This is a genomic window from Microcoleus sp. S36b_A4 (genome assembly GCF_036700645.1).
Classification (GTDB): Bacteria; Cyanobacteriota; Cyanobacteriia; order Cyanobacteriales; family Microcoleaceae; genus Microcoleus.
Genome location: NZ_JAUBPI010000030.1, coordinates 12,573 through 38,152 on the forward strand (window position 1 = coordinate 12,573; position 25,580 = coordinate 38,152).

Annotated in this window: 16 protein-coding genes; 10 read left to right on the top strand and 6 right to left on the bottom strand. The window is 45.7% G+C overall.

From position 1 onward, the window contains the following. Positions 1-288: 288 nt before the first annotated feature. From QUA03_RS11975 to QUA03_RS12000, 6 genes are all read right to left on the bottom strand, one after another. Entirely contained in the window at positions 289-1,017 is a 729-nt protein-coding gene (locus QUA03_RS11975; RefSeq protein WP_333212306.1) for a class I SAM-dependent methyltransferase, read from the bottom strand. A gap of 138 nt (positions 1,018-1,155) precedes the next feature. Beyond that, positions 1,156-6,504 carry a glycosyltransferase gene (locus QUA03_RS11980; protein ID WP_333212308.1) on the bottom strand — a complete coding sequence of 1,783 codons (5,349 nt, stop codon included), beginning with the start codon at positions 6,502-6,504 and terminating at the stop codon, positions 1,156-1,158. A 46-nt stretch (positions 6,505-6,550) separates the two neighbouring features. Next, positions 6,551-8,071 carry a methyltransferase gene (locus QUA03_RS11985; RefSeq protein WP_333212309.1) on the bottom strand — a complete coding sequence of 507 codons (1,521 nt, stop codon included), beginning with the start codon at positions 8,069-8,071 and terminating at the stop codon, positions 6,551-6,553. 15 nt (positions 8,072-8,086) lie between these two features. After that, entirely contained in the window at positions 8,087-9,499 is a 1,413-nt protein-coding gene (locus QUA03_RS11990; RefSeq protein WP_333212311.1) for an ABC transporter ATP-binding protein, read from the bottom strand. 134 nt (positions 9,500-9,633) lie between these two features. Continuing rightward, positions 9,634-10,485, bottom strand: a complete 852-nt coding sequence (locus QUA03_RS11995) for an ABC transporter permease (protein WP_333212313.1) — start codon at positions 10,483-10,485, stop codon at positions 9,634-9,636. Between the two features lie 181 nt (positions 10,486-10,666). Beyond that, positions 10,667-11,206, bottom strand: a complete 540-nt coding sequence (locus QUA03_RS12000; protein ID WP_333212314.1) for a hypothetical protein — start codon at positions 11,204-11,206, stop codon at positions 10,667-10,669. Between the two features lie 71 nt (positions 11,207-11,277). Here QUA03_RS12000 and ruvB point away from each other — a divergent pair, with 71 nt between their 5' ends. The 10 genes from ruvB (at position 11,278) to QUA03_RS12050 (ending at position 25,521) form a co-directional block, all read left to right on the top strand. Beyond that, positions 11,278-12,375 (top strand): Holliday junction branch migration DNA helicase RuvB, encoded by a 1,098-nt coding sequence (gene ruvB / locus QUA03_RS12005; RefSeq protein ID WP_333212316.1) that lies wholly within the window; start codon positions 11,278-11,280, stop codon positions 12,373-12,375. Between the two features lie 3 nt (positions 12,376-12,378). After that, positions 12,379-12,945, top strand: a complete 567-nt coding sequence (locus QUA03_RS12010) for a Uma2 family endonuclease (RefSeq protein ID WP_333212317.1) — start codon at positions 12,379-12,381, stop codon at positions 12,943-12,945. A 154-nt stretch (positions 12,946-13,099) separates the two neighbouring features. Then, positions 13,100-14,854: a DNA repair protein RecN gene (recN, locus tag QUA03_RS12015; RefSeq protein WP_333212319.1), complete on the top strand. Its 1,755-nt coding sequence runs from the start codon at positions 13,100-13,102 to the stop codon at positions 14,852-14,854. A gap of 596 nt (positions 14,855-15,450) precedes the next feature. After that, a complete protein-coding gene (locus QUA03_RS12020; protein WP_333212320.1) occupies positions 15,451-18,636 on the top strand; it encodes a GAF domain-containing protein in 3,186 nt (1,061 codons plus the stop codon). Between the two features lie 453 nt (positions 18,637-19,089). Next, positions 19,090-19,638 (top strand): inorganic pyrophosphatase, encoded by a 549-nt coding sequence (locus QUA03_RS12025; protein ID WP_333212323.1) that lies wholly within the window; start codon positions 19,090-19,092, stop codon positions 19,636-19,638. Between the two features lie 160 nt (positions 19,639-19,798). Beyond that, positions 19,799-21,106 carry a serine/threonine-protein kinase gene (locus tag QUA03_RS12030; protein WP_333212325.1) on the top strand — a complete coding sequence of 436 codons (1,308 nt, stop codon included), beginning with the start codon at positions 19,799-19,801 and terminating at the stop codon, positions 21,104-21,106. Positions 21,107-21,248: 142 nt separating this feature from the next. Further along, a complete protein-coding gene (locus QUA03_RS12035; protein ID WP_333212326.1) occupies positions 21,249-22,754 on the top strand; it encodes a serine/threonine-protein kinase in 1,506 nt (501 codons plus the stop codon). Between the two features lie 245 nt (positions 22,755-22,999). Continuing rightward, complete coding sequence (locus QUA03_RS12040) at positions 23,000-23,512, top strand: inorganic diphosphatase (RefSeq protein WP_006634582.1); 513 nt, start codon at positions 23,000-23,002, stop codon at positions 23,510-23,512. Positions 23,513-24,025: 513 nt separating this feature from the next. Continuing rightward, positions 24,026-24,934, top strand: coding sequence for an MBL fold metallo-hydrolase (locus QUA03_RS12045; protein ID WP_333212328.1), 909 nt, complete (start codon positions 24,026-24,028; stop codon positions 24,932-24,934). Positions 24,935-24,954: 20 nt separating this feature from the next. Continuing rightward, positions 24,955-25,521 (top strand): diheme cytochrome C, encoded by a 567-nt coding sequence (locus QUA03_RS12050; RefSeq protein WP_333212330.1) that lies wholly within the window; start codon positions 24,955-24,957, stop codon positions 25,519-25,521. Positions 25,522-25,580 lie beyond the last annotated feature (59 nt).

A 25,580-nucleotide genomic window follows, 5' to 3' on the forward strand; every position in this document is an offset into this window, starting at 1 on the left:
ATCTAAAATCTAAAATCGATTGACTGTTGACTGTTGACTGTTGACTGATAACAATCTAAAATCTAAAATCTAAAATCGATTGACTGTTGACTGTTGACTGTTGACTGTTGACTGTTGTCTGTTGACTGATAACAATCTAAAATCTAAAATCGATTGACTGTTGACTGTTGACTGTTGACTGTTGACTGATAACAATCTAAAATCTAAAATCTAAAATCTAAAATCGATTGACTGTTGACTGTTGTTAGTTGGAATAAAATATTTTGAGGCGGCTAAAAAGCTTTAATTTTATTCATTGGGTGTTGGTGCTTTGCAGATCCAGACACAATCTCGCGGTACTGAAGATGTATTTTTCAGGATGATTTCATAGTTTAAATGATGGAGAAATCTTTCCATAATTGTATCAGTCATAACTGAAAATGCTGTGCCGTCTCTGTGTCCTAGCAAGTTTTTGTCCCACTCGCTGGCGAATTTTTGCCACCCTAATTCGGTGAAAATATTTGTGTGGTGAAACACGCAAATTCGATCGCCCCGCAGCAGTTTGGGAATTCGAGTCAGGTAGTTGAATATATCTACCGGCTCTACGTGTACCATTGTATCGTAACAAAAGCAGACATCGGCTGAACTTGGAGCGATGCCGTCTAATGTTAAACCGTCGAGTTTTACGTAAGAAACGCGATCGTCTCCCAAGCGCGATCGCGCCGCTTGCAGCATTTGACTGGAAATGTCTGCACAAATTAGTCGATCGCAATATTTCAGCAGCAGCGAACCAGTTTTTCCCCCGCCGATACCAATTTCTAAAACCGTATGTTCTTTTTTGATGTACGGTGCAATAAATTGCTGTTCTATCAGCGCTTCGTATTCGGCTAAGGAGTTGGCGGCACCGGCAGCTTTACCTATCCATTCGTCGCCAATATGGGCAAGTTCGGCATTAGTTTTTTGCCACTGTTGGGCGTAACTGTCCCAGGCCCTTTCATAATCTACTCTTGGGCGATCGGTCATTTTATCATCGTTCATTTTTGATTATTTTATAGTATTGATGGCTCAATTTTCAATATGTTCCGTAATTTTTGGCAAATTATATTAAATCCTGCCAAAAGTTTAGGAGGTGAGTTACTGCCCTTCACTGGCGGGGACGCTGGCACTGTAAAATGACTAATGACGGCTGAAATATGCTTCGCAGAAAATCTCTGCATAAGCTTGAGTCATTTCCTCAAAAGTATTAAGTGAAGCCAAGACATATTTAGCGTTTTCAGCTAACTGCTGCCGCAAAGATTTATCCTCCAGTAAACTAATCAAAGCTGCAACTAATTCGTCCGGGCGATCGGGCGTATAAAACAAACCATTAATTCCAGGCCGCACTTGTTCTTTAATTCCAAAAACCGGCGATGTAACAATTGGCAAATCGCATACCATCGCCTCCAAAATCACTCTGGGAAAGCTTTCGACGCGAGAAGTGCAAACAAAAATATCAGCAGCTTTGTAATATTTTCCCGTCTCCCCAGTTTCCGGGACTACTGTCACCCTTTGCCGCAACTCTTCTGGTAATTCCCCCGCCAACTCGGCTAACTTATTGCTGTAAATACTAGGGCGATCGCCCACAATAAAACACCTAATCTTATTGTGCCATTTATCAGGTAAAAGTGAAAGTGCCTTAACTAAATCCTGCTGGCCTTTGCGTTCGCATACCGTTCCCAGCAGCAAAATTACCACATCTTCCGCCGCAACACCTAAAGTTTTTCTCGCCAATTCAGAATTCTCAGAATTTTCCAGTTTGCTCAAATCTAAGCCATTGTGAATCACCGTAAAATTGTGGTGACTGTTGAGAGGCAAATACCTGTCCCGCGTGGCATCTGCCACAAAAATCACTTTGTAAGGAAAGCGAAAACACTCTAAAGCTCTCGCCGCAATCTCCGAACCAAACCTGTTAAAATAAGTTTGCCAAGGTTCGCTTTCGTGCACGTTCCACACTGTAGGAGTTCCGAGTTGCCGCGCGGCATCAACTACAAAAAAGTTTTCTAAAGTATTGGCATAAATTGCATCTACTTTTAAACTGGCAATTTCTGTGCTAAAACTGCGGATAGCTTCATCATAAGCATCGCGCTGATAGATGTGTTCGAGAGGATTGTCGCGCACGATGACTTCAATTCCCTGCTGTTCGTAAGCTTGACGCAGGGGCCCGTCTGTTACGCAAAGTACGATCGGCTTAATCACACCCTCTGCCGCCAATTTCACCGCGATTTCGTACTGATGCAGCGGTGCCCCCGTAAAATCCAGCGAATTGCTGCACATCAAAACTCTGATAGGATGAATCAAATTCTCTGCTTTTGCTACCAACAAACCAGAATTATTAAATTTTACTTCTTCATTATCCGTTACATCCGTTACATCCGTTACAAAATCCGTTGCCGAACCTTCTTCCTTCATAAAAACCCGTCGAGGTTGAATATGAAAATACTCATCTTCTAAAGACAAGTGAGGACTGTAAAAACTGTCATTTTTCCCCGCATACTTGCGCCTAAAAGCCGCCACTTCTTGAGGATTGTCGGTAAAACCCCTAGAAGTTCCCTCTTTGTGCAACAACTCCGCATCGGGACAATATACGCACCGATAACCGCGTTCTAACAATCGGTATCCGTAATCTGCATCATTGTAAGCAACAGCAAAATTATCCTCATCAAAACCGCCCAATTCTAAGAACAATTGACGCGGAGTAATCGTGCAAGCGGCTGTTACCGCAGAGTAATTTCGCGTTACCATCGCTTGAGAAAGATAGCCTCGATTATTCTTGTCCATCAGCTTAAAAGCATGACCAGCCAAACCGTGATGCAGCCCGTGAATTACGCCCGCGTGCTGAATTCTGCCGTCGGGATATAACAACCGCGCGCCGACTGCACCCACGCCTGCGATTTGAGCGTATCCCACCATTTGACTCAGCCAGCGCGGGTTAATTACTTCAGTATCGTTGTTCAAAAACAACACATATTCGCTGTCAACTTGTTCCGCAGCGCGGTTGTTAATTGCTGCAAAACTAAACTTGCCGCCAGGATTTTTTATCCGCAAAACTTGGCAACTTAATTCCTTTAAGTATTCCAGAGTTTTCGGGTCGTCGCTTTCGTTGTCAATGACGGCAACTTGATAATTTTTGTATGTTGTAGTTTGTAGAGAATCCAGACAGGCTTTCAGCAATTTGAGCTGATTTTTAGTAGGAATAATTACCGTTACTGATGGGCCGTTATCCGGGAAATCCTGGGCAAATATCCCCAAATTTTCTTTAATCGCCCATGCGTGTTGAGCGACATTTCCGTTAATTTGGCGGCGGTTTAGTGCGTCTTGAATGGCTTTTTGACCTGCGGAAAAACTGGCGGGTTTCGCGGCCCCAGATATGGCGGTAGAACCGGGTGCGGTTCGCCAGTGATACAGCACTAGCGGCAGGTGGGCGACGTGGCGAGAAATTTCGGTGGCTCTCAAGGCAAAATCGTAATCTTGCGAGCCTTCAAAACCTATCCGTAAACCGCCTATTTCTTCAAAAATGTGTTTTCTGACAGCGCACAAATGACCGAGATACATATAGGAAAGCAGCAGTTCCGGCGACCATTCCGGTTTGAATTGCGGGGCGAATCGGCGACCTTTAGTGTCGATTTTGTCGTCGTCGGAATAGAGAAAATCGGTAGCTGGATGTGAGGCAAAATATAGGGCGACTTCGCCTAATGCGTCGGGAGTGAGTTCGTCGTCGTTGTCTAAAAACAGGATGATGTCGCCTGTTGCGAGGGCGGCGGCGCTGTTGGTTGCTGCGCTGATGTTGCCGTTTTCGGTACGAAATGTGATGCGGATACGATCGTCCTTTTGAACCCAGCCTTTCAAATTTTCAGCAACAGTTAAATCGGTGCTGCTATCATCGGCAATGCAGAGTTCCCAGTTTGGATAAACTTGATTGATTACACTGTCGATCGCACTTTCGAGAAAATCTATCTGCGGATTGTAAACTGGCATTACTACCGAAATTTTTGGCAGCGGTTCCCGGCAGGATTTTAACCGAGAAATCAAATAATCGCGCGCGCGATCGTTCCATTGATTCACCTCCAGCCATGCGTCATATCTATCAATGGGTTGAGGCACCACAAAACCCGCCGGTGGCAGTAAATCTCCCGGCGCACTAAACTGTTTTTGCTGCCGATAAATCTTCCCCAACTGGCGGAGCACTTTCACAATTTCCCAGGGCAAGGGCACAATTCTACCAAGACGCTGTTTTCTTTCCCTGGCCCGCTGCTGAATTGCGGCTGTAAACCTTGATAACTCCTCAAATTTATCTGCACTTCGCTGCCAGATATGGTAGCGCCGCACTGTCAATTTTTTGGGCGCTTGAAAAAACAAAATTTCCCCGGTTTCTAACTCAGCTTGCAGAGAAACGTGCCATTCCCCTGGCGGCAAATCGACAAGGGCCTCAAAACCGCTTTCCGAACTGTTAACCCAGTCGGGAAACACTTCCCCGACATCTTTTCGTCGTAAACCGTAGGCGCATTCTACAGAAGTATCGCCGCACAACAAGCTTAATTTAGCAATTTTGCGATCGTGGTGGCAGCACCAACCTGCAAACAAAATTTGGCCCTGACGCTGTTCCCACACCACCGGTACATCTAACGATGCTTGAATCGTTGAAACTAACAACGGATAAGCTGCCAAAAGATGCCATTTACCTCGATCGTCTTGGGCTTCCAGTAGCACTTCGTGTCGTCCAGCAGGCGCTTCCAATTGAATTGTAAAACCAGATTTCTTCGCAGCGGGAATATTAGAGTGTGCTAGCGCTATATCACTTCTCTCTATGCCGTAAACGCCTAGGAAACTCTGGTCTTTAATTCTGACGCGGACTGCTGTAGTCTCTCTTTTTTGGTTAAAAACCCAGCCGACAATTAGCAGGTTGGAATCACAAACTTGCCAAGTAGTGGGTTGATCTAACGAAAAAATAAATTTAGGGAATAAGTCGCGGATTTTGCGCTGAACTTCCCACAACTTTTTTCTCACTTGCCACCCTATTGAAGACTGAATTATAGCCAGTTCTACCCGAATTTTTTCATTTTCCTGGCGGGAGTGTTCTAATTTTTCCAGAGTATCCTTTAATCTTTCCTGATTTTGACTTTGTGCTGTTTCTAGCTGAATTAACTCAGCTAACTTTTGCTGCAATATAAATTCAGTCTCTTCAAATTGCACCTGAGTTTGCCCTAATTCGGCTTCTAATTCTAATACTTTCGCTAAAGCTGTTTGAAATTGCGATTCTTTGCCGGCAAGCTGTACCTGAGTTTGTCCTAATTCTGTTTCTAATCCCAGGAGTTTCGCTAACGCTTCTTGAAATTGCGATTCTTTGCCTGAAAGCTGTACCTGAGTTTGCCCTAATTCTGCTTCTAATTTTAAGACTTTTGTTAAAGCTTCTTGAAATTGCGCTTCTTTGCCTGCAAGCTGTACCTGAGTTTGTCCTAATTCTGTTTCTAATCCGAGGAGTTTTGCTAAAGCTTCTTGAAAATTTGATTCTTTGCCTGCAAGCTGTACTTGAGTTGCTCCTAATTCTGTCTCTAATCCCAACACTTTCGCCTGAGCCTGGTGAAATTGTTCTTGCCACTGTTTGAGTTCGGAAGAGCTGGTTTTTTGCTGTTTTTCCAGCAATCGGATTTTTAGCCAATCTTCAAATGGCCAGACTGGAGAGGCTGGGAAATGAATAACTTGATCGATCGCATCTTGCGATTCGCTGCTAAGATTGCTAGCTTGGGTTTCCAAAAGTTGATATAGTTCTAATGCTTCGGGAAAATATTTTTCTATTAAACTCGGTCTGTGACTTTTGACAATATCGTTGACTAATAAAGATTCTTCAAAATTGTCGCCCGGTATCGCACCTAAGTTAACGTTAAATTTTTCGTTGACTCGATCGAGGAAAAGTTCAGGAGTGTTGCCGATGGGGTAAACGTTGGCTAGGAGACAGCGATGGGGGAAACGTTCGTAAAGTTCTAAAACTTTTTGATTGTAGTGAATCCACATTTTTACTGCCATTTCGGGATTTTGCAGCAAGCTGACATCGGTTCCCCGGCGGTAAAGGGAATCGACTACCTCCCAGGGCGATCGATAAACACAGATAAAATTAGCTTCGGGGAGTAAAGTCAGCCAAAAATCCCAAAAAAGGGCTGTTCGCGGGTCTTTCCAACCCCAATGTTTGTGAGGAAGTTGATTTTGGTCGATCGCCCTTTTGGCGATTTCCACGTATTCTGGTGCTACCGGAATCGTTTTTTCAAACGTACATCCGAGTTCATCAATACCGTGCGATCGCAAAACACTTTTGTGAAACTCCACAAAATCAACATTCTCGAAATGACCTTTCACATTTCCGTCGGCCGGGCCCACTAACTTTTTGCCAATATCAACCCCAACTTTCTGAAACAAAGAAGCTGTTAAAGACGTACCGGAACGGTGCATTCCGGTAACAATAAAAACCGACGGTTTGCTGTCATTTGTACTCACAATTTATCTCCCTCGCCCTAATACCCACACCAACCAAATTTACTCACTAATCTCCCGCTAAGCCCAGGGAGCGCCTGACTTGAAACCACGCGCTTCTAATCTTCCAGAACTTGCTGCTTTCCATTGCCAAAACCCGACACTTCGCTTGCTCTAGTTCTTGCTTGAGATTAATTAGCTGATTTTCTGTTTTCTCTAACTGCGTTTGCACAGATACTAACTGATTTTGAGTTTGCTCCAATTGCATTTGAGCTGAAATTAATTGAGTTTGAGTTTCTTGCAAATTTGTTTGAGATTCTTCCAACTTTGTGTGAGTAATCATTAACTTACTTTGATTTTGCTCCCATTCTATCCTAGCCGACTCTAACTGAGTCTCAAGTAATTGAAGTTTTGTCTGAGTAGAACCCAATAAAGACTGCGATTGTCTTTGGTTGATCAGCGATTTAACAGTGCAAGTTTCCAGAATCCATTCCCAACCATAGTTATTGATTGCTTTGACTATCAACACATCCTGCAATCCTATAGTGTTTTTGGGTAAATAACAGCTCCAACCCGACTGCAAAGCCCCATCAGTTTCAAAATATCCAGCCACATCAGGGCGATCGTAAAAAGGCTCGCACCTCTGTACAACCTCGCCGTTTACCAGCACTTGCAGCTCCTCAATTCGACCATCGAGATTCACATCAGCCACCCATCCTTCCAGATACAAATTCTCCTTATTCGTAAAAGCAGCAACATCAATATATCCTTCTGGGTGGTGATTGAAATTCAACTCCGAAAAATCTCTAACTAGCTCATTTGTGACAACATACAAATCCTGAAATCTGCAGATGCCTTTTTTGATGCGGTGAACAAAAGCTTTGCCTCCGCTAACTCTCTCGACACATTCTCTCACAAACTTTTCAGTTACATAAGTTGTGCCATATTCCTCCTTATCTAAAGACTGGCTTTCGCTTTGAGCACTAAACAAAATACCATTAGCCGGCATTTCTATATTGGCTAGGCGCAAACACTCATCGTGCACGCTGAACATCAAAATGCCGTTAGGAGTCAACAAATCGTACAAATTTTGCAACCAACTTGTAAAAGTTCTTTCCGGCATATGGCTGAAAAAAGAATTAGCCAGAATGCAGTCAAATTTGCGGTCAATTAAATAATTTTCTGGTTTCCCAGTTGAGACAATACCGTTGACTCCCAAGTAGTCAGTTTGAAACTTAACCGCGTTAGCATAAATATCAGAAACCCAAATTTGTTCCGGCGGTATTTCCTGAATCAAAAATCTGGTAAATCGACCGTAACCACAGGCAAAATCTAGAAAAGAGGGTACCTTTTCAAAACTGCCAAAATGCCATTCCACAACTTGTTTAACCGTATCCAAGATGCGGCGCCCGATCGAATAATAGCGCACCAAAGCCCGATCGCGATCGTCTTTGACGTTGTTCAAGCTGAACAAATACATTTCATCGTCTTCGCAGATATTCAGTTTAAATTTTTCGGGAAACTTAGCTTGATCTTGAATAAATGCTTTGATTACGGAATTTTCTACTAAATCTAAATTGATATCGCTCATTGTTTTTACAGAATTTTAGATAACCTCTGTTGACTGCTCTTTTACTAGAGCATCAGCATTAACAACAGTTAAACACGGTTCGATCAGCAAGTCAACGATGCCGTTACCGCAGGACTCAGTACAAGACTGAACTCTAAACATCGCCACATCAACGCAGCGATCCAGATAAGTTAAATCTCCATCTACCGTTCCCACAACCCCAGCATTCAGAAAATAAACACCCGGATTCAGCAAACATTTAAAATGAAACTTCACTACAATTGTCGTTCCCGCTTCCACATACCTAACTGACTGAGTAGAAGCCTTCAAAGAAGCACCCGCCAACTCAAAACCACTAATTGTTTTAATCAACATTCCAAACCTAACTTTGGAAGTTGACCGGGAGAAAGTGACAGAGTAAGTATAAATATAATCTTGACGACCGAGCAAGTGATTTACCACATTTCCCTTCAGCGTCTCGATGTGGGGGTTGATAATTTCCGCTCCGCGAGACGGATACCTTACCGTATTCGACGGTATCATCCCCGGATCGTAAAATTCATCATAATATTCCTTGGGTTTAGAGAGATGGTGCTCCGGTTTAACTTCCCTCTTGGTGCTGTCTAAATTAGCCTCCTGAAGCTGGTCTTGACTTTCCTGTTTTGTCAGTTGGTTCAGAGCTCGAATATCTGACTTCAACCCTAGAACCTGATCCGGATCGGCATAAATCAGCTTTTGATACTTAGAAATTACCACCTTCGGCGTGTGAGCGAGCAGCAATTCACCGCTATCCATTAAAATCGCCGAGGTACAAAGTTGCACCACAGAAGTAGCAGCATGAGAAACAAATAAAATTGTTCCGCCACCTTCCTGAATGCTTTGCAAGCGGGCAAAACACTTGCGTTGAAAAGCTTCGTCGCCCACCGAAAGCGCCTCGTCAACCACCAAAATATCTGGCTCGACGCTAGTCGCAACAGCAAAAGCTAGCCTGACAAACATACCGCTAGAATAAGTCTTGACTGGCTGTTCAATGAAATCGCCGATATCAGCAAAAGCAGCTATATCGTCAAACTTTTCTTCAGTTTCTTTTTGATTAAATCCCAGTAACTGAGCGTTAAAAAACACATTTTGTCGCCCAGTAAATTCCGGGTTAAACCCGCTTCCGAGTTCTAACAAAGCGGATACTCGGCCTTTAACATCGACGCTTCCTGTTGTAGGAGTCAGCGTCCCTACAATTATTTGCAGGAGAGTGCTTTTTCCCGAACCATTGCGACCGACGATTCCCAGAGTTTGTCCTTGAGGAATTTCCAGATTGATGTCGTGTAGGGCCCAAAATTCGTCAGCCAGTTTTTTGCTGGGGTAAATAATTTCCTTTAAGCGGTCTCCTGGACGATCGTACCGCTTAAAGCATTTGGAAACATTTTTTAGTGAAATTACATTTTCTGTCATTGGCGGCAGTCAATCGATTTTAGATTTTAGGTTTTAGATTTTAGATTGACTTGAAATCTCAAACATATTTACAGCACAATCGATTTTAGATTTTAGATTTTAGATTTTAGATTGACTTGAAATCTCAAACAAATTTACAGCACGTCAGCAAAAGCGGGACGCAAACGCCGGTAAACCGCCAAACCTCCACAAAATATAGCCGCAGAAATTAGCGTGGCGACACCCCATTCTCCCCAATGCTTAACTTCTCCAAGCAGTATGAGGTCTCGATAAACCTCCGAGATGGCGGCCATTGGATTCAGCCAAAATATCCACACTCGCCACTCTTGGGGGATGATTGATGCTGGGTAGACGATCGGCGTCAAATAAAACCAAAAATTTAGAATAACACCTAATGTCTGAGGAATGTCTCGCAAAAATACAGTCAAGCCCGCTGTCAAATATCCCAAACCAGCAGTTATCAGCAACTGAGGCACCCACACCAGCGGCAGTAAGCATAAAGTAGCGTTGAGCTTTTGCGACGATACTGCTACTATCACAATCAAAGCTGCTAAACCCAAAGAACTTTCAAGAAAAGCTGTAAAAATCGGCACCAAGGGCAGCAAACCGAGAGGAAATACCACTTTTTTCACTAAATTCGGCTGCCCCACCACCGATACTCCCGACTTGATCAAACCGCTGGTGAAGGCAGTCCAAGGCAGCAAACCTGCAAACAACCAGACTCCAAATGTAATGTCGCTGTTTTCTGGGAAGCCTGCAAGGCTGAGCTTTACCTTGAGGACGATCGAGAATACATAAGTGTAAATCACCAATTGCGATAGCTGATTCAGCAGCGGCCAAAAATTGCCCAGAATCGAGCCTTTGTATTGAGCTTCCAAGTCCCGGCGCACCAATGTTGCCAGCAGATTCAGCTTCACCCACCGCCGGGGCGTATTTGCCGGCCGCCGGCCGCCCAGCCTTCGGACCTTTTGGGCAACTCCTTTCACAGTTCTCTGCAATTTTTTCGCCCTCGTTCACTAGCTTCACACCTAAATCAACTCAAGCTACAATTATGCAGCTTTTGCTAAACCGCAATTATTCCACAGCCCCGTCGTTTTGATCAAGCATCTGCCACCCCGGCTTGGGCTTCTTCCTTCTTTCTTCTTTCCCCTTCCTTCGGAGGTTATTTTAGCCGATCGCCGATCGAACTGCCGAACCGATCGCCCGTTTTTGCTCGTCGTCGTAGCCCCACCGCTGGAAAAATTTTTCATACTTGCCATTGGCACTGTGCAAACTTTCTAGCATTTGCGACGCTATAGTTTGACACGCTGGCATTTGCAGCATTTGAATTAAGTTGCGCGATCGCTCCTGCACTCTAGCAGAATCGGCTGCCATTTCCTCCTTTTGCTGGCGCGAATGATGTACAACCATTGCCGCCGACATCGCCAAATTTTTCACCAGCAGTTCTGCTACGATCTCAGGAGCCGATCGCAGCGCCTCGACTACTCCGGGTGACGGGTGATCTGCCTCCTGTCGATCGTCCGTTAGATAGGTGACAAAAAACCCCCTAGCACCGTTCTGTGTTTTCACCAGAGATGTAACAGCTTGCTGGATGTCGGCTTGTAAAAGTCGATCGGCCTCCATGAACGAGAGTAAAGATTGAGTCAGCTCGATCGCCCCCTCAAAAGTTATGCTTTCGGATGCTAATAAAGAAGATGGAATACTCATAACGAACTCAATAATTTTAAAGATTCTGCTAACAAGTGTAAACAATTCCCGCTGCCCGAACGCAGATAAATATGGCTATTATATCCTCCAAACAACAGCCCCCCGACCCAAATCTACCTGAAGACATAGCCCCGGCCCGTCGCAAAAAAGCCGCCAAACCCCAGGCGGAATCTTTGCTAGAATCGCAAGAACTACCCGACGAAATCAACAGCAAACAAGACGACAAAATCCGACCCCAGCGCTTAGCTGAATACATCGGGCAAAAAGACTTGAGAGAAGTTTTGGCGATCGCAATTGCAGCAGCTAAATCTCGCGGCGAACCTATGGATCACCTGTTACTCTACGGGCCTCCAGGGTTGGGAAAAACCACAATGTCGCTAATTCTAGCAGCAGAAATGGAAGTTGAATGCAAAATCACCACCGCCCCAGCCTTAGAAAAACCGCGAGATATTGTCGGATTGCTGATTAACCTCAAAGCAGGCGACGTGCTGTTTATCGACGAAATTCACCGCTTATCTAAAGTTACAGAAGAAATCCTCTATCCGGCGATGGAAGACTGTCGGTTAGATATTACGATCGGTCAAGGCAAAAGCGCCAAAATTCGCAGCATTCCCCTGAAACCATTTACCTTAGTAGGAGCAACCACAAAAGTCGGCTCGCTGACATCTCCATTGCGCGATCGTTTCGGCTTGATCCAAAGATTGCGGTACTACGAAATAGACGAACTTAGTCTAATTGTCCAAAGAACCGCCCAAGTTCTCGACACTCAAATCACCCCAGAAGGAGCCACAGAAATTGCCCGCCGAGCCCGCGGAACCCCCCGCATTGCTAACCGCTTGCTGCGACGAGTTAGAGACTACAGCGAAGTCAAAAATTTAAAGCCAATTGATGCCGAAGTTGCCTCACTAGCCCTGGAATTATTCAACGTCGATCCGCTAGGTTTAGATTGGACAGATCGGCGGATTTTGACAGCAATGATTGAGAACTTTAACGGCGGCCCAGTGGGCTTAGAAACCCTCGCAGCTTCTACAGGAGAAGATACTCAAACAATTGAGGATGTATACGAACCGTACTTAATGCAAATCGGATTTTTGCAGCGGACAAATCGCGGGAGAATGGTAACGGTTGCTGCTAGAAAACACTTAGGTTTACTCGATGAAAAGGAGTAAAAAATGGTACAGATCCAACAAGCAAAAATACTAACTTTGTCAGAGTTTCTAAAACTGCCAGAAACAGAACCGGCTAGCGAATATATCAACGGTCAAATCATCCAAAAGCCTATACCACAAGGAAAACATAGCCGGATTCAATGTGAATTAGTCCCCGCCATCAATGTCGCAGTTAAAAATCAGAAAATTGCTTTAGCTTTTCCTGAATTGCGGTGTACTTTTGGCGGCAGATCAATCGTGCCAGATGTCACAGTATTTACTTGGGAAAGAATACCACTTGATGAAAATGGGGATGTTGCGAATGTATTTGAAACTTACCCTGATTGGACAATTGAAATTCTCTCTCCAGGCCAGAGTCAAACTAAAGTAACAGGGAATATTTTACACTGTCTGAAAAACGGCACTAAAATGGGTTGGCTGATCGATCCGATGGTGCGATCTATATTAATTTATCCCCCTGGAAAGCAACCGGAACTTTTAGCCAAACCCGAAGAATTGTTGCCAGTTCCAGATTGGGCAGCAGAATTGCGGCTGACGGTAGGAGATTTGTTTGGGTGGTTGAAACTATAGCAGAAGTCAGTTGACAGTTGACAGTTGACAGTTGACAGTTGTTATTGGAGACCAATAATTTTCCGGGCTGTGCCTCCAATTAAAAAGTAAAAATTAAAAAGTAAAAATTCCAATTACCAATTACCAATTAACAATTCCCTATTCCCCATTCCCCATGTTAATATCCCTCAGAATAGAAAACTTTGCCTTAATTGACTGTCTGGATCTAGAATTTGGCCCGAGTTTGAACGTATTTACAGGGGAAACCGGCGCTGGTAAATCGATTATCCTAGATGCGATCGATGCAGTTTTGGGCGGGAAAGTCGATCGCCGATCGATTCGCACCGGAGCAACGCGGGCAATACTGGAAGCTACCTTTGAATTGGACAAAGCCGCAGCTTTGTGGCTGGGCGAGCAAGAAATTGAACCCATAGACGGAAATTTAGCCGTTTGCAGCCGGGAAATTAACGCATCAAGCGGTGCTCTACGCACCAGATCCCGGTTGAACGGAATTCTCGTCAACCGCCAGTTAATGGACCAACTGCGCGATCGGCTTGTCGAAATTACTGCCCAAGGCCAAACCGTCCACCTCGGACAAGAAACCCTCCAGCGAGAATGGCTCGATTTATACGGCGGCAAAAAGCTCACTGAAGCCCGATCGATCATCGCCTCCGCGTGGCTGGGAGCCAACAGCGCAAAAACCGCCCTCAAACGCAGGCGTCAGTCGGAACAGCAGCGACTGCAAAGACTTGATTTGTTAGAATACCAAGTCCGAGAACTCGGTGAAGCCCAGATCGAAGACGCCGACGAACTCGAACAGCTAGAACACGAATCAATCCGGCTGGGCCACGTAGTCGAATTGCAGCAGCAGAGTTACCAAGTCCACCAAGCCCTGTACCAAAACGAGGGCGACAGCGCATCAGCCGCCGACTTGTTGAGCAAAGCCGAAGGAATTTTAAGCGACATGGCGGTTTACGATGTGCAGTTGCAACCAATCCTAGAAATGGTCAGCGATGCTTTAGCTCAAGCCACAGAAGCCAGCAGGCAAATTAGCAGCTACGGCGAACAATTAGAAGCAGATCCCGAAAGACTCGAAGAAGTAGAAGATCGGATTCGCGAACTCAAACAAATTTGTCGCAAATACGGGCCGCTCAAAGAAGCGATCGCCTACTACCAAAGCATTCAAAACGAACTAAATGAACTTTTAGAAGGAGGCGAGTCAATGGAAGCCTTAGAACTCGCATATCAGAACGCTTTAGAGCAATTAAAAGATGCTTGCAGCCACCTCACCACCCTGCGACGCGAAGCAGCCCTCAAACTAGAAACGCACCTCGTAGGAGAACTTAAGCCGTTAGCAATGGAAAAAGTGCAATTTCAAGTCGAGATATCGCCTTGTACCCCAACCGCTACTGGTGCCGACCAAATCGCCTTTTGTTTCAGCCCGAATCCGGGGGAACCTTTGCAACCCCTGGGGGCGATCGCCTCCGGGGGAGAAATGAGCCGCTTTCTACTCGCTATCAAAGCCTGTTTTTCCCAAATAGAAAGTGCCGGTACGCTGATTTTTGACGAAATCGACGCCGGAGTCTCCGGGAGAGTCGCCGGGGCGATCGCCAAAAAACTCTACCAACTCTCGGACAAACACCAAGTTCTCTGTGTCACCCACCAGCCGCTGATCGCCGCGATGGCTGATTTTCATTTTCGCGTCAACAAACAAACGATCGAAGCAGAAGCAAGTATCGGCGAACCCGCAGTCAACTCCGAACCAATGGAACGCACAGTAGTCAGAGTTGCCGCCCTCAACAGTGAGCAGCGGCGGGAAGAACTCGCCCAACTCGCCAGTGGCCGCTCAGCAACAGAAGCCATCGCCTTCGCCGAATCCCTGCTTGTCGAAGCCGCCGGATTGCGCCAAACTCAGTCCGCCAAACCCTGATGACACACTTGAGCCGATCGGGGGGTGAAAAGGCGGAGTTTTTTCAGAGTCGGAGGTTACACTAAAAATATCAACCGCAAATTTTACAAAAAAAAGCTGAAAACCCCGTGAATTTAGTGGGATGAAAGCTAACAGCAGCAAAATAGAGAGAAATTCTAGTTAAAAACCACAATTGTGTAGAGAAGGGCACACATCACTAGCAACTGGTAGTGTCACAATTGCGGCTAGTCCCACAAGGCCACCCCTCTTTCAGCAGTCTTCCCGCCAGTACGCATTCTTCTGCGGGCGATCGGCTCAAAGCTCGGTAGAACATACTTAAACCAGGCACGCACAATGTCAAAATCAGTTAATAAACCTTTTAAACAAGATTGGCGCTCTGTAAAAAGATTGCAGCACTCCCACCGCCTCGTTACTCTCCCACCCTCCGTTCAGCAACAAGGTCAACTGAATTTCCCTTGTCTTGTGGCCGGAGTTCTGTAAACTGGGAAATACTTTCACACATACTTGAGTCTTGTGCGACAAGTGACTCACTAATCAACTTCCCCGCTCTCTTGGCTTAGAGACTAACCCTTACACTTAAGCTTCTGTAAAGGTCTATGAAATCTGCATCTTCCACCAATTACTCTTCTCTGGACAACGTGATTGATGTCGCTGTTGTCGGCGGTGAAAATCATCATCAGGAACATTATTCTCCCCCGGAAATTAGGAGCAGTGCAATTATCCCGCGCCAAGGAAACCTCTCTGGCATTCTTGACCTTCTAAATAAGCAAAGTTTCACAGTAGTAGTTAAGGAAGTAGAAGACAAACTTAAGGTTGTCAATCAAACGCTGGGAATGCTCGACAATATCCTGGAGAGCGAGGGATTTGATGCCATACTCAACGAGATGTTGCAGTCGATTACCCTCAAAACAGGGGAATTGCTGAATGCCGATCGCACCACGATATTTTTATTAGACGACGAAAAAAATGAACTCTGGGCGATCGTTGCTAAAGACGAAAATGGCAAAAACCTAGAAATCAGAGTTCCCGCCCATGTAGGCATTGCCGGAGAAGTAGCCACGTTCCAAAAAGTGGTTAATATCCCTTACGATTTTTACAACGACGAACGATCGGCTAATGCCAAAAAATTTGACGAAAAAACGGGCTACCGCACTTATACAATGCTGGCAATGCCCCTGATTAATGAAGACACAAAAGAGTTAGTAGCAGTTGTTCAACTGATTAATAAATTAAGACCAAATCACGAAAAATACCCAACTTTAGACGAACAAATAGACAGGCACGGATTTACTAAAGAAGACGAACAAGTTTTTAAAGAATTTGCTCCCTCGATTCGCTTAATTCTAGAATCGTCCAAATCTTTCTACGCAGCAACTCAGAGACAACGAGCAGCAACGGCGCTGATGAATGCCGTAAACGCTCTTTCTCAGAGCAGTTTAGACTTAGAAGATACCCTAAAAAGGGTGATGGATCAGGCCCAAGAACTCATGAACGCCGATCGCAGCACCCTGTGGCTGATCGACGAAGAGAAAGACGAACTGTGGACGAAAATCCCGATGGCGGGCAACTTGAAAGAAATTCGCATACCCAGAACCGCCGGTTTTGCAGGCATCGTCGCCCAATCTAGCGAACCGCTGCTGATTCCCTTTGACGTGTACGACGACCCCCGCGCAGCCACTTCCAAAGAAGTAGATCAAAAGTCGGGCTACCGCACTTGCAGTATGCTTTGTATGCCAGTCTTTAACTCGGACAAAAAATTGATTGGCGTCACCCAATTAGTTAATAAAAAACGACAAGGAGAATTCCCCCCCTACAACCCCCAAGATTGGCCTCACGCCCCCGAACAGTGGAAAGCGAGTTTCAATCGCAATGACATGGAATTTATGAAGGCGTTTAACATCCAAGCAGGAGTCGCGCTGCAAAACGCCAAACTGTTTGCCGAAGTCAAACAGCAAGAACAAAGACAAAAAGATATGCTCCACGCCTTGACTAACGGTGTGATTTCTACAGATAAAAAAGGCAATATAGTAGCGACAAATCCCAGTGCCAAAAAATTACTGGGTGTCAGCGATGCTGAATTAGCCGAAGGTCAATCTTTGCGCGAGTTAATTAAGTTAGAAAAAGGTGATTTTGCCAAGTGGTTTGATGCGTCTTTGTCTCCAGAAGACGATAACGACCGCCAGCAGTATTACCCAGATCAAGTTTTGCTTTCCTTTGAAGGAGAATCGCAGAGTATCAATCTCTCGATTAATTCAATGACTGACGCTACCGACCCCAACAAGGTCAACGGTGCGTTAGTTGTCATGGAAGATATTAGCAGTGCCAAGCAAGTCAAAAACTTGATGTACCGTTACATGACTCCAGAAGTAGCCGAAGCTTTGTTAGCTTCAGGGGATACTGGATTGGGCGGTAAGCGCAAAAACGTTTCGGTGCTGTTCTCAGATATTCGCAGCTATACCACACTTACGGAAAAATTGCAAGCCGAAGAAGTGGTAGTGATGCTGAATAAATATTTTGAAGTGATGGTAGATGTCGTATTCGAGTACGGAGGGACTCTCGACAAATACATCGGCGACGCTCTGATGGCAGTTTTTGGCTCTCCAGCGCCCCTAGAGGATCATGCTTGGTGCGCCATGCAAACGGCGGTGAAAATGCGGGAAAAACTGGCTGAGTTTAATCGAGAGCGTATGGCACATGGCGAACTGCCGATCGGCATCGGTATGGGCGTACATTCCGATGAAGTTGTTAGCGGCAACATCGGTAGTAGCAAACGCATGGAATTGACTTCGATCGGAGACGGCGTAAACCTCGCCTCTCGCTTAGAAGGCGCCAGCAAGCAGTACGGCACCGACTTGATCATCAGCGACAATACTTACAGAGAATACAAAGATAGACTCTACGTGCGGGAACTCGATTTTATTACTGTCAAAGGCAAAAGCGAACCCGTAATCGTTTACGAACTCGTCGGCATCCGCGAGGGATACTCCCCAGTGGGCAAGTCACTAACCGAAACACAGCAACAAGTTATAGAACATTACACCAAGGGGCGCGAACATTACAAAACTCCAGTCCACCAAAGACTCTCTGAGAGTGAGGTGAAAAATATCTTAGATAATGTCGCCGAAATGCCGGAGGCAGAGATTAAGAACCTCTCCAATTACAAGTTAGAGCAACAGTTGGAACACGAACTCAAGAACCTGTTACATCAACTGAAAAAGCTGTCAGAGTACGACCCGAAAAACCTGTCCGAAGCAGACAAACTCATCGTACTGTTGCAGCCAGAAATCCAACTGCTGAAATTGGAAGGCATCAAAAACCTCTCCGAAGACGAAGCCAAAATGCTGCTGCAAGCAAAAATCAAGCCCTTATCAGCAGATGATATTAAATACTTGCAAGAAGGCGATGTCAAAAAGCTGTTGGAAGCAGACATCTTAGAACCATCAAATCCTCAAATCAAACGGCTGAAACCAGCAGAGATCAGGCAGCTATTGCAGGCGAAAATTAAAAGTCGGGCCTGCGAGACAGTTGCAGAAATGTTAGATGAGGAATTTGAAAACCTGGGACTCGATCGGGTGAAAAAACTGCTGAGCGAGTTTAAGAAAGCTTTAGAACCAAAAGCCAAGCAAGCCTTTAAAGACGCTGCAGGCGAATTTGAGGTCGTTCTGAAAGTTGACCCGAAAAACAAGGCAGCTAAATTGCACGTCGATCGCTGTATGTTATTTCAGCATAGTTTTTCAGACGTACTCAACTGGGATGGTGTGTGGAATCTCACAGAAAAATAGCAGTAGCCCACAGCAAATCCTCGCGGTGGCGTCAGGGTTCGGGGCGGGGGCGATCGCGATCGGGGGTGCGCCTCCCATCCCACCAGCAATTAACCTGAATATCCTATTGAGGTAATTGTAAATAAGCTCCAACAGGTATTATGGTTATATAACCGGATTTGAATTTGCAAGCGAGATGCCGGGGTTTCGCCCTACGTGTTTCGTTCGCACTACCTACCGCAACAAACTTAGCACTTCTATTATTTGAAGCGCTTAAAAATAGTTAGGACTGGCGGCAGCGTTACCCGGTTTCTGAGAAAAATCTTGGAGAAAGCCGACGAAACATCCGCTCAAAAACCGGGTTTCTCACCCCGCCCGCGTAAGTCTTAATAGCGTTACCGGCTCCTAAAAAGAGCTTCGTTCGCAGATAGTCAATGTTCTAGTCTTAGATATAGAAAACCACTAGCGTCAGTTATGAATAATTGGAATTCGCAATCGGGAGATGTTGAGTGGGTAGATCAGGTTTACCAACTATTGCTGGAGATTGCTCGCAGCTCCCTGTCAGATATCCCCAGAATCCCGGAAAACATCACTGTTAAGGCTATCCCTCTGATCCAGAAGGTACAAAGCATTCAGCAAAGACCTGACGGGCAAGTGTTCAAATCTGGTTCCTTTTCAGTAAACGATCACGAATGGGTCGATCGAGTCTGCCAACTATTGGTAGAACTAACCAGCGCGTCTTTGTCCGAACAGCCCAAAATGCCGGAAAACCTTGCAGGCAGATCTTTAGCCCTGGCAGATCGAGCACAAAAAATTAAAGAAGATATCGAAGAAAATGCAGCCCAAACCCCAGCAGATGAAGATGACAATTCCGTACAGTCTCCAGACGCGCTGCTTTCCCTTTTGCACCACAGTTTGAAAACTCAGCGCGCCAAAAGCTACAACCCCGATGCCCCCGAATGGCAGCAAGTCTTGAGCCTGCTCGACGTAGTGCAGTCAATTTACAAGCAAATCCAAAATTAAATTCAAGCTTCACTCAGGGGCATCTTTATTGTGCGAGATCGATCGCTCTTAAAGACAGGTGCTCTTTGACATAAAATTTTTTTTGCCGTAGCCCGAACATTTCCGATTATTGCACTTTTGTCAACTACACTAGGTTTAATCGGTTCTAGGGCAAGAGAACATGAGCGGACAAAACATCGGCGATTTGTCAAAAGAAATATTAGCCGATCGCTATCAGTGCGATCGGCGGCTCGGCAAGCAAGCAGGAAGGCAAACTTTACTCGCCCGCGACTTAAAAACCCAACAGCAAGTAGTAGTCAAACTCCTCTCATTCAGCAGCGACTTTAACTGGGAAGACTTAAAACTGTTCCAGCGAGAAGTCGAAACCTTAAAATCCCTATCCCATCCGGCAATTCCCCGATATCTCGACTCCTTTGAAATCGACACGCCCAAGCGCAAAGGATTCGCCCTAGTTCAGACTTACATCGAAGCCAAATCCCTACAAGAATATCTCTCAGACGGCCGCACCTTCAGCGAAAGAGAAGTCAAACAATTAGCAACAGCATTATTAGACATCCTCGCCTACCTGCACCAGCGACAGCCCCCCGTCATTCACCGCGACATTAAACCCAGCAATATTTTACTCAAAAATCGATCGGGAAACAGCGTCGGCGAAGTCTACCTAGTCGATTTCGGTGCAGTTCAAACCCTAGCAACTCAACAAGGGAAAACAGTCACCGTTGTCGGAACCTACGGCTATATGCCGCCCGAACAATTTGGAGGCAGAGCAGTTCCCGCTTCCGACTTGTACAGCTTGGGAGCAACATTAATCGCCTTAATTACCAAGCAGCATCCTGCCGACTTGCCACAGCAAGATTTACAGATCGAGTTCGAGCAATTGACCAAACTCAGTCCCGGTTTTACCAATTGGCTGAAGTGGATGACGCATCCGACTTTAGAATGCCGTCCCGCCTCAGTCCAAATAGCAAAAGAAGTTCTAGAAAAACCACAGGAAATAAATAAATATTCCCAGACATTGAGACTGGGAAAAACGCTAGATACCTCTAGGTTGTTCAAGAATGCGATCGGGCGCAGCACTTGGATGGGAACTCTAGGCGTAGGATCTTGTGCAGCAATTTACGGAACCTTTATTTTTCCGGTAGTGGCGACAATTTTAGGAGGATTTATCGGTCTTTTTCTCGGCTTGCTGCTGGGGTTGGGGAACGGAATAATCGTAGGAATTGTGACGCGCTTGTGGTTTTTTCCCCTAACTAATCCCAAACTTCACCGACAGGTTTTAACTGCAATTAGTATTGTACTCTGTACCTCGATAAGCATCGTCTACTTTCGGATAATGGGTTGGAATAAGCTAAACGATTTGAGTTTTGAGATTATTTTCGTGCTAGCACCGTCGCTAATTGCAGGACTGTCAATGGGGGCAAGTAGCAAGTCTATTGCCCGGTGGTATCAAAAAGAAAGTGGACTGTAATCTAAAATTTACAGTTCTGGACTCACTCCGAGCAAATAAACCGGGTTTTTACGAAAAGACGCATTACAACCGTTAGACTCGCTAAACAACCCGGTTTCTGAACCCCGACGCTCCCCTCAAACTCAAATTCATGTAAAAAAATATGACTAGCAAAATATTAGCAGAACGCTACGAAGTGCAGCGGCAACTAGGAAAACAAACTGGTCGCCAAACGCTGCTAGCTCGTGACTTACAAACTCAAGAATTAGTTGTCATCAAACAACTATTCCTCGGCCGCGATTTTGAATGGCAAGACCTCAAGCTATTTGAACGGGAAGCGGAAACTTTAAAAGCACTTTCTCACCCAGCAATTCCGCGCTACCTCGATTACCTGGAAATTGACGAACTAAACAGTAAAAGCTTTGCGCTGGTACAGACTTATGTAGAAGGAAAAACTTTGCAAGAGCATTTGCGATCGGGGCGTACTTTTAGCGAAAGCGAGGTAAAACAATTAGCTAAATCGCTGTTAGCAATTTTGAATTATTTGCACAAGCAAAATCCGCCTGTTATTCACCGTGACATTAAACCCAGTAATATTTTACTGCACAGCAGATCAGGTAACTCGGTCGGACAAGTTTATTTAGTTGATTTCGGTTCTGTGCAGAACCAAACTGCAAAATTTGGCGGCACAATTACAGTAGTGGGAACTTACGGGTATATGGCACCCGAACAATTTGGCGGACGCTCGGTTCCGGCTTCTGACCTCTACGGTTTAGGTGCAACTTTAATTTATTTGGTAACGGGTTTGCATCCCACCGAACTGTCGCAGCAGGATTTGAAAATTCAATTTGCCGATCGGGTACCGCAGGTCAATCCTAATTTAATAGATTGGCTGGAGTGGATGACAGAACCAAGTTTGTCCAAACGGTTATCTTCGGCTAGGGAAGCATGGCGAGGGCTTAAAAATCCCCACCTTATCAACAAAAGTCCTATGGTGGTGCAGCAGCCACAAGGCAGCGATATTAAACTTACAAAAAATTCGGAGTTTATAGAAATTGTAATTCCGGCAAAAGGCATCGGTTTTGGTTTAATTGCCACGCTTTCGGCTGTGGTATCTGCGAGTCCTGTCTCATTTATAGCAAGGGATATGTTGAGCGATGCGTTAAAGATAAATCCCCAATTTTTTATAATAATATCAGGAAGTTTGTTATGTATGGCAGGACTAAAGTTGATATTTGCACTATTTCGAGAAAGGCGCCTCAGAATCGATCGCCAGCAAATCTCCTGTAGCAGCCATCTACTGGGGTTGAGATGGAATCATGCCAAGCCATCTCCCAGAAACGAGATTTGCCACTTGGAAATTCAACAACGTGAATATAGAAACAGCGGTATTGGTGTAAAAGTTATAAAAGTTATGATTTTTGCTTTTTCAATCCCTAGAGAGTTATATCAAGCGGCATCATTACTTATGCAGAAGGGCCACTCGGAAGTGAGATTAGGGAAAGTCTATCAGATGATAGTTCAAGCAGGCAACCACAAATATCAGTTAGGAGAGAAGGAGGGACTAAGTGAATCAGAAATCAAGTGGTTAGCAACAGAACTGAGCCAGTGGTTGGGTTTGAAAATTAAAATAATTTTGACAGACGGTAAACAGAATAAATGGTTCTGAAAATATCTCCCTCGCCCAAACAAACCATTCCCCTCTCAAACTGTGGGATCGGCGCCCCGCCCGTCCCCTCTCTCTTGTGTGGGATGGGCATCTCGCTTGTCCAGTGTATTATCCCAGCCGGCGACACACTCCCCCGCTTTCGGTCAATCTCATGCAGCATCGATCCCGATCGCCCGTAAAATGCTATCAAAGGGATTTGGCAAGTAGCACTCATCCCAATCATCTGTTAACTTGGAGATATTGTTGTGGACTTATCGCTAATTCCGGCACAGCCGAAACCAGGACTGCTCAACGTCCTCATCGAAATTACCGCCGGTAGCAAAAACAAGTACGAATTTGATAAAGACTTGCAAGCCTTTGCTCTCGATCGGGTGCTTTCTTCCTCAGTCCAATATCCGTGTGACTACGGCTTCATACCCAATACCTTAGCCGATGATGGCGACCCCCTCGACGGCATGGTGATGATGGATGAGCCCACATTTCCAGGGTGCATAATCGCAGCCCGTCCGATCGGAATGCTGGAAATGATCGACGGAGGCGACAGGGACGAAAAACTTTTGTGCGTTCCCGACAAAGACCCCCGCTATGCTCACTATAAGTCCCTCAAAGACGTAGCCCCCCACCGCTTGGACGAAATAGCCGAATTTTTTAGAACCTACAAAAATTTGGAGAAAAAAGTCACGGAAATTCTGGGTTGGCAAGATGTCGATCAAGTAATGCCCTTAGTGGAAAAGTGCATCGCAGCCGATCGCAAATAAGCCCCTAGCCCACACTCCTCGACTGCAACCCGACTAAAAACTCAGGGGGCAGAACTTAAGGCGATGCTGCACGTGAGGCGATGCAGTCGAGGAACAGATGGGTAGAATGTCAAATCAGTCGTGAATGCCGACTCACCGGAACAGCATTCCTGAAAACCCCGCCCCGGCCCCAATCTTGAAAAAAATACTACTCATAGAGTAAGATGAAGCGCAAATTCTACCTCTGGAGAATGAGTTATACGGCGGAGGAAGTTTTACCCGAACACTCTTATTCGGCGCTATCTTAATCTCAGAACACATAACACGGCGGGCAGCCCGCATGATGCAAAAAATAATCTCTTAAGCGTGACGTCTCCTACACGAATCGGTAAGGTTGAGAATTCTAACAGCCCAAGTATTAGGCACTCGAATAGTTTCCCGATCAAGGGCTTTATTATAGTACAGATTGCTAAAAACTAAAAAGTAAAAACTAAGATTTCAACTCCCAAGTTCCTGCCGCCAAAACTAAAAAAAATGCCAGATTCCGCACCCTCTCTACCCAATCCACAGCCTTCCGATCACAAACCCACTATGGAAAATAGTCCTTTGACCGAGTTTGTCGTTCAGTTTTGGGGCGTGCGGGGCAGCATCGCCACCCCCGGCACCAAAACACTGCGCTACGGAGGCAACACCTCCTGTGTAGAAATGCGCTTGGGCAAAAAACGCCTGATTTTTGACGGCGGTACGGGCCTGCGAGTTCTGGGCCTAAACTTGCTGCGGCAAATGCCGGTGGAAGCCCATATGTTTTTCAGCCACACTCACTGGGATCACATTCAAGGGTTTCCGTTCTTTACTCCCGCCTTTATCCCAGGGAACTGCTTTCACATTTACGGTGCGATCGCCCCCAACGGCACTACCATCAAACACCGTCTTGCTGACCAAATGGTGCACCCCAATTTTCCCGTCCCCATCCAAGTCATGCAGTCCGACCTCAAATTCAACGATTTGACCCCTGGGGATATTATCGAACTCGACGATGTGAAAATAGAAACGGCACTGCTGAACCATCCTAATACGGCGATCGGATATCGAGTCACCTGGGAGGGACACACAGCCGTCTACTGCACCGATACAGAACATTTTCCCGATCGCCTCGACGACAACGTGTTACACCTAGCTCGCAACGCCGACGTGCTGATTTACGACGCCAACTACACCAACGAAGAGTATTACGACTTCAAAACCCCAAAAGTCGGCTGGGGACACTCGACTTGGCAAGCAGGAGTAGAAATAGCGAAAGCTGCGGGAGTCAAAAAAATCGTGATGTTTCACCACGATCCGGGCCACGACGACAATTTTCTTGATCGTACAGAAGCAGAGGTGCAGGCAGCGTTCGCCAATAGCTGCTTAGCCCGCGAAGGCATGAGCATACCAGTAATTTAACCAAAAATAAATTCAGAATTATGAAACAGGAAAAACCCCGCAAACGTCGCAGAGTAGGCTTGCGGGGGCTTTACTCAACGTTGCTATTGTTGATAATTATCTGCTGTACCTGCGGCGGATGGGTTGCTGCTCAGACTGCCTACTCTCGCACTCCCGCGCGACTTGCTCAGGTTTCTTCGATCGAGGATACTGGAACTGTCGATCGCATCCCCGAACGCTACCAACTCGGACAGCAACTATACCTAGAAAACTGCGCCACCTGTCACATCGCTTTACCGCCGCAAGTATTACCTACAGAAACTTGGCGCAGATTGCTGCAAGATTCCCAACACTACGGACAAACCATCAAACTGCTAGTAGACCCGCCCCGCCTGCTAGTCTGGAACTACCTGCAAACTTTTTCCCGTCCCCAAGCCAAAGACGAAGAAATCGCCTACCGAGTCGCCAGTTCTCGTTATTTCAAAGCACTGCACCCCAAAGTCAAGCTGTCGCAACCCGCAAATATCAGCAGTTGCGTTACTTGTCATCCCGGTGCATCTCAATACAATTTCCGCAAGCTTACCGCCGAGTGGGAAAACTCTCCCTAGCGAACACAGGACTTACCCACAAACTATTAACTAGGGGAGTTATGCGGGCTGATTGGGTC

What these genes read in the sequence shown, in the direction of transcription:
- QUA03_RS12010 (WP_333212317.1), top strand. Translation starts at nt 12,379, where the DNA reads ATGGTACAGATCCAACAAGCAAAAATACTAACTTTGTCAGAGTTTCTA.
- QUA03_RS11975 (WP_333212306.1), bottom strand. Translation starts at nt 1,017, where the DNA reads ATGAACGATGATAAAATGACCGATCGCCCAAGAGTAGATTATGAAAGG.
- QUA03_RS12030 (WP_333212325.1), top strand. Translation starts at nt 19,799, where the DNA reads ATGAGCGGACAAAACATCGGCGATTTGTCAAAAGAAATATTAGCCGAT.
- QUA03_RS12035 (WP_333212326.1), top strand. Translation starts at nt 21,249, where the DNA reads ATGACTAGCAAAATATTAGCAGAACGCTACGAAGTGCAGCGGCAACTA.
- recN (WP_333212319.1), top strand. Translation starts at nt 13,100, where the DNA reads ATGTTAATATCCCTCAGAATAGAAAACTTTGCCTTAATTGACTGTCTG.
- QUA03_RS12050 (WP_333212330.1), top strand. Translation starts at nt 24,955, where the DNA reads ATGAAACAGGAAAAACCCCGCAAACGTCGCAGAGTAGGCTTGCGGGGG.
- QUA03_RS12025 (WP_333212323.1), top strand. Translation starts at nt 19,090, where the DNA reads ATGAATAATTGGAATTCGCAATCGGGAGATGTTGAGTGGGTAGATCAG.
- QUA03_RS11990 (WP_333212311.1), bottom strand. Translation starts at nt 9,499, where the DNA reads ATGACAGAAAATGTAATTTCACTAAAAAATGTTTCCAAATGCTTTAAG.
- QUA03_RS12020 (WP_333212320.1), top strand. Translation starts at nt 15,451, where the DNA reads ATGAAATCTGCATCTTCCACCAATTACTCTTCTCTGGACAACGTGATT.
- ruvB (WP_333212316.1), top strand. Translation starts at nt 11,278, where the DNA reads ATGGCTATTATATCCTCCAAACAACAGCCCCCCGACCCAAATCTACCT.
- QUA03_RS12000 (WP_333212314.1), bottom strand. Translation starts at nt 11,206, where the DNA reads ATGAGTATTCCATCTTCTTTATTAGCATCCGAAAGCATAACTTTTGAG.
- QUA03_RS12045 (WP_333212328.1), top strand. Translation starts at nt 24,026, where the DNA reads ATGCCAGATTCCGCACCCTCTCTACCCAATCCACAGCCTTCCGATCAC.
- QUA03_RS11985 (WP_333212309.1), bottom strand. Translation starts at nt 8,071, where the DNA reads ATGAGCGATATCAATTTAGATTTAGTAGAAAATTCCGTAATCAAAGCA.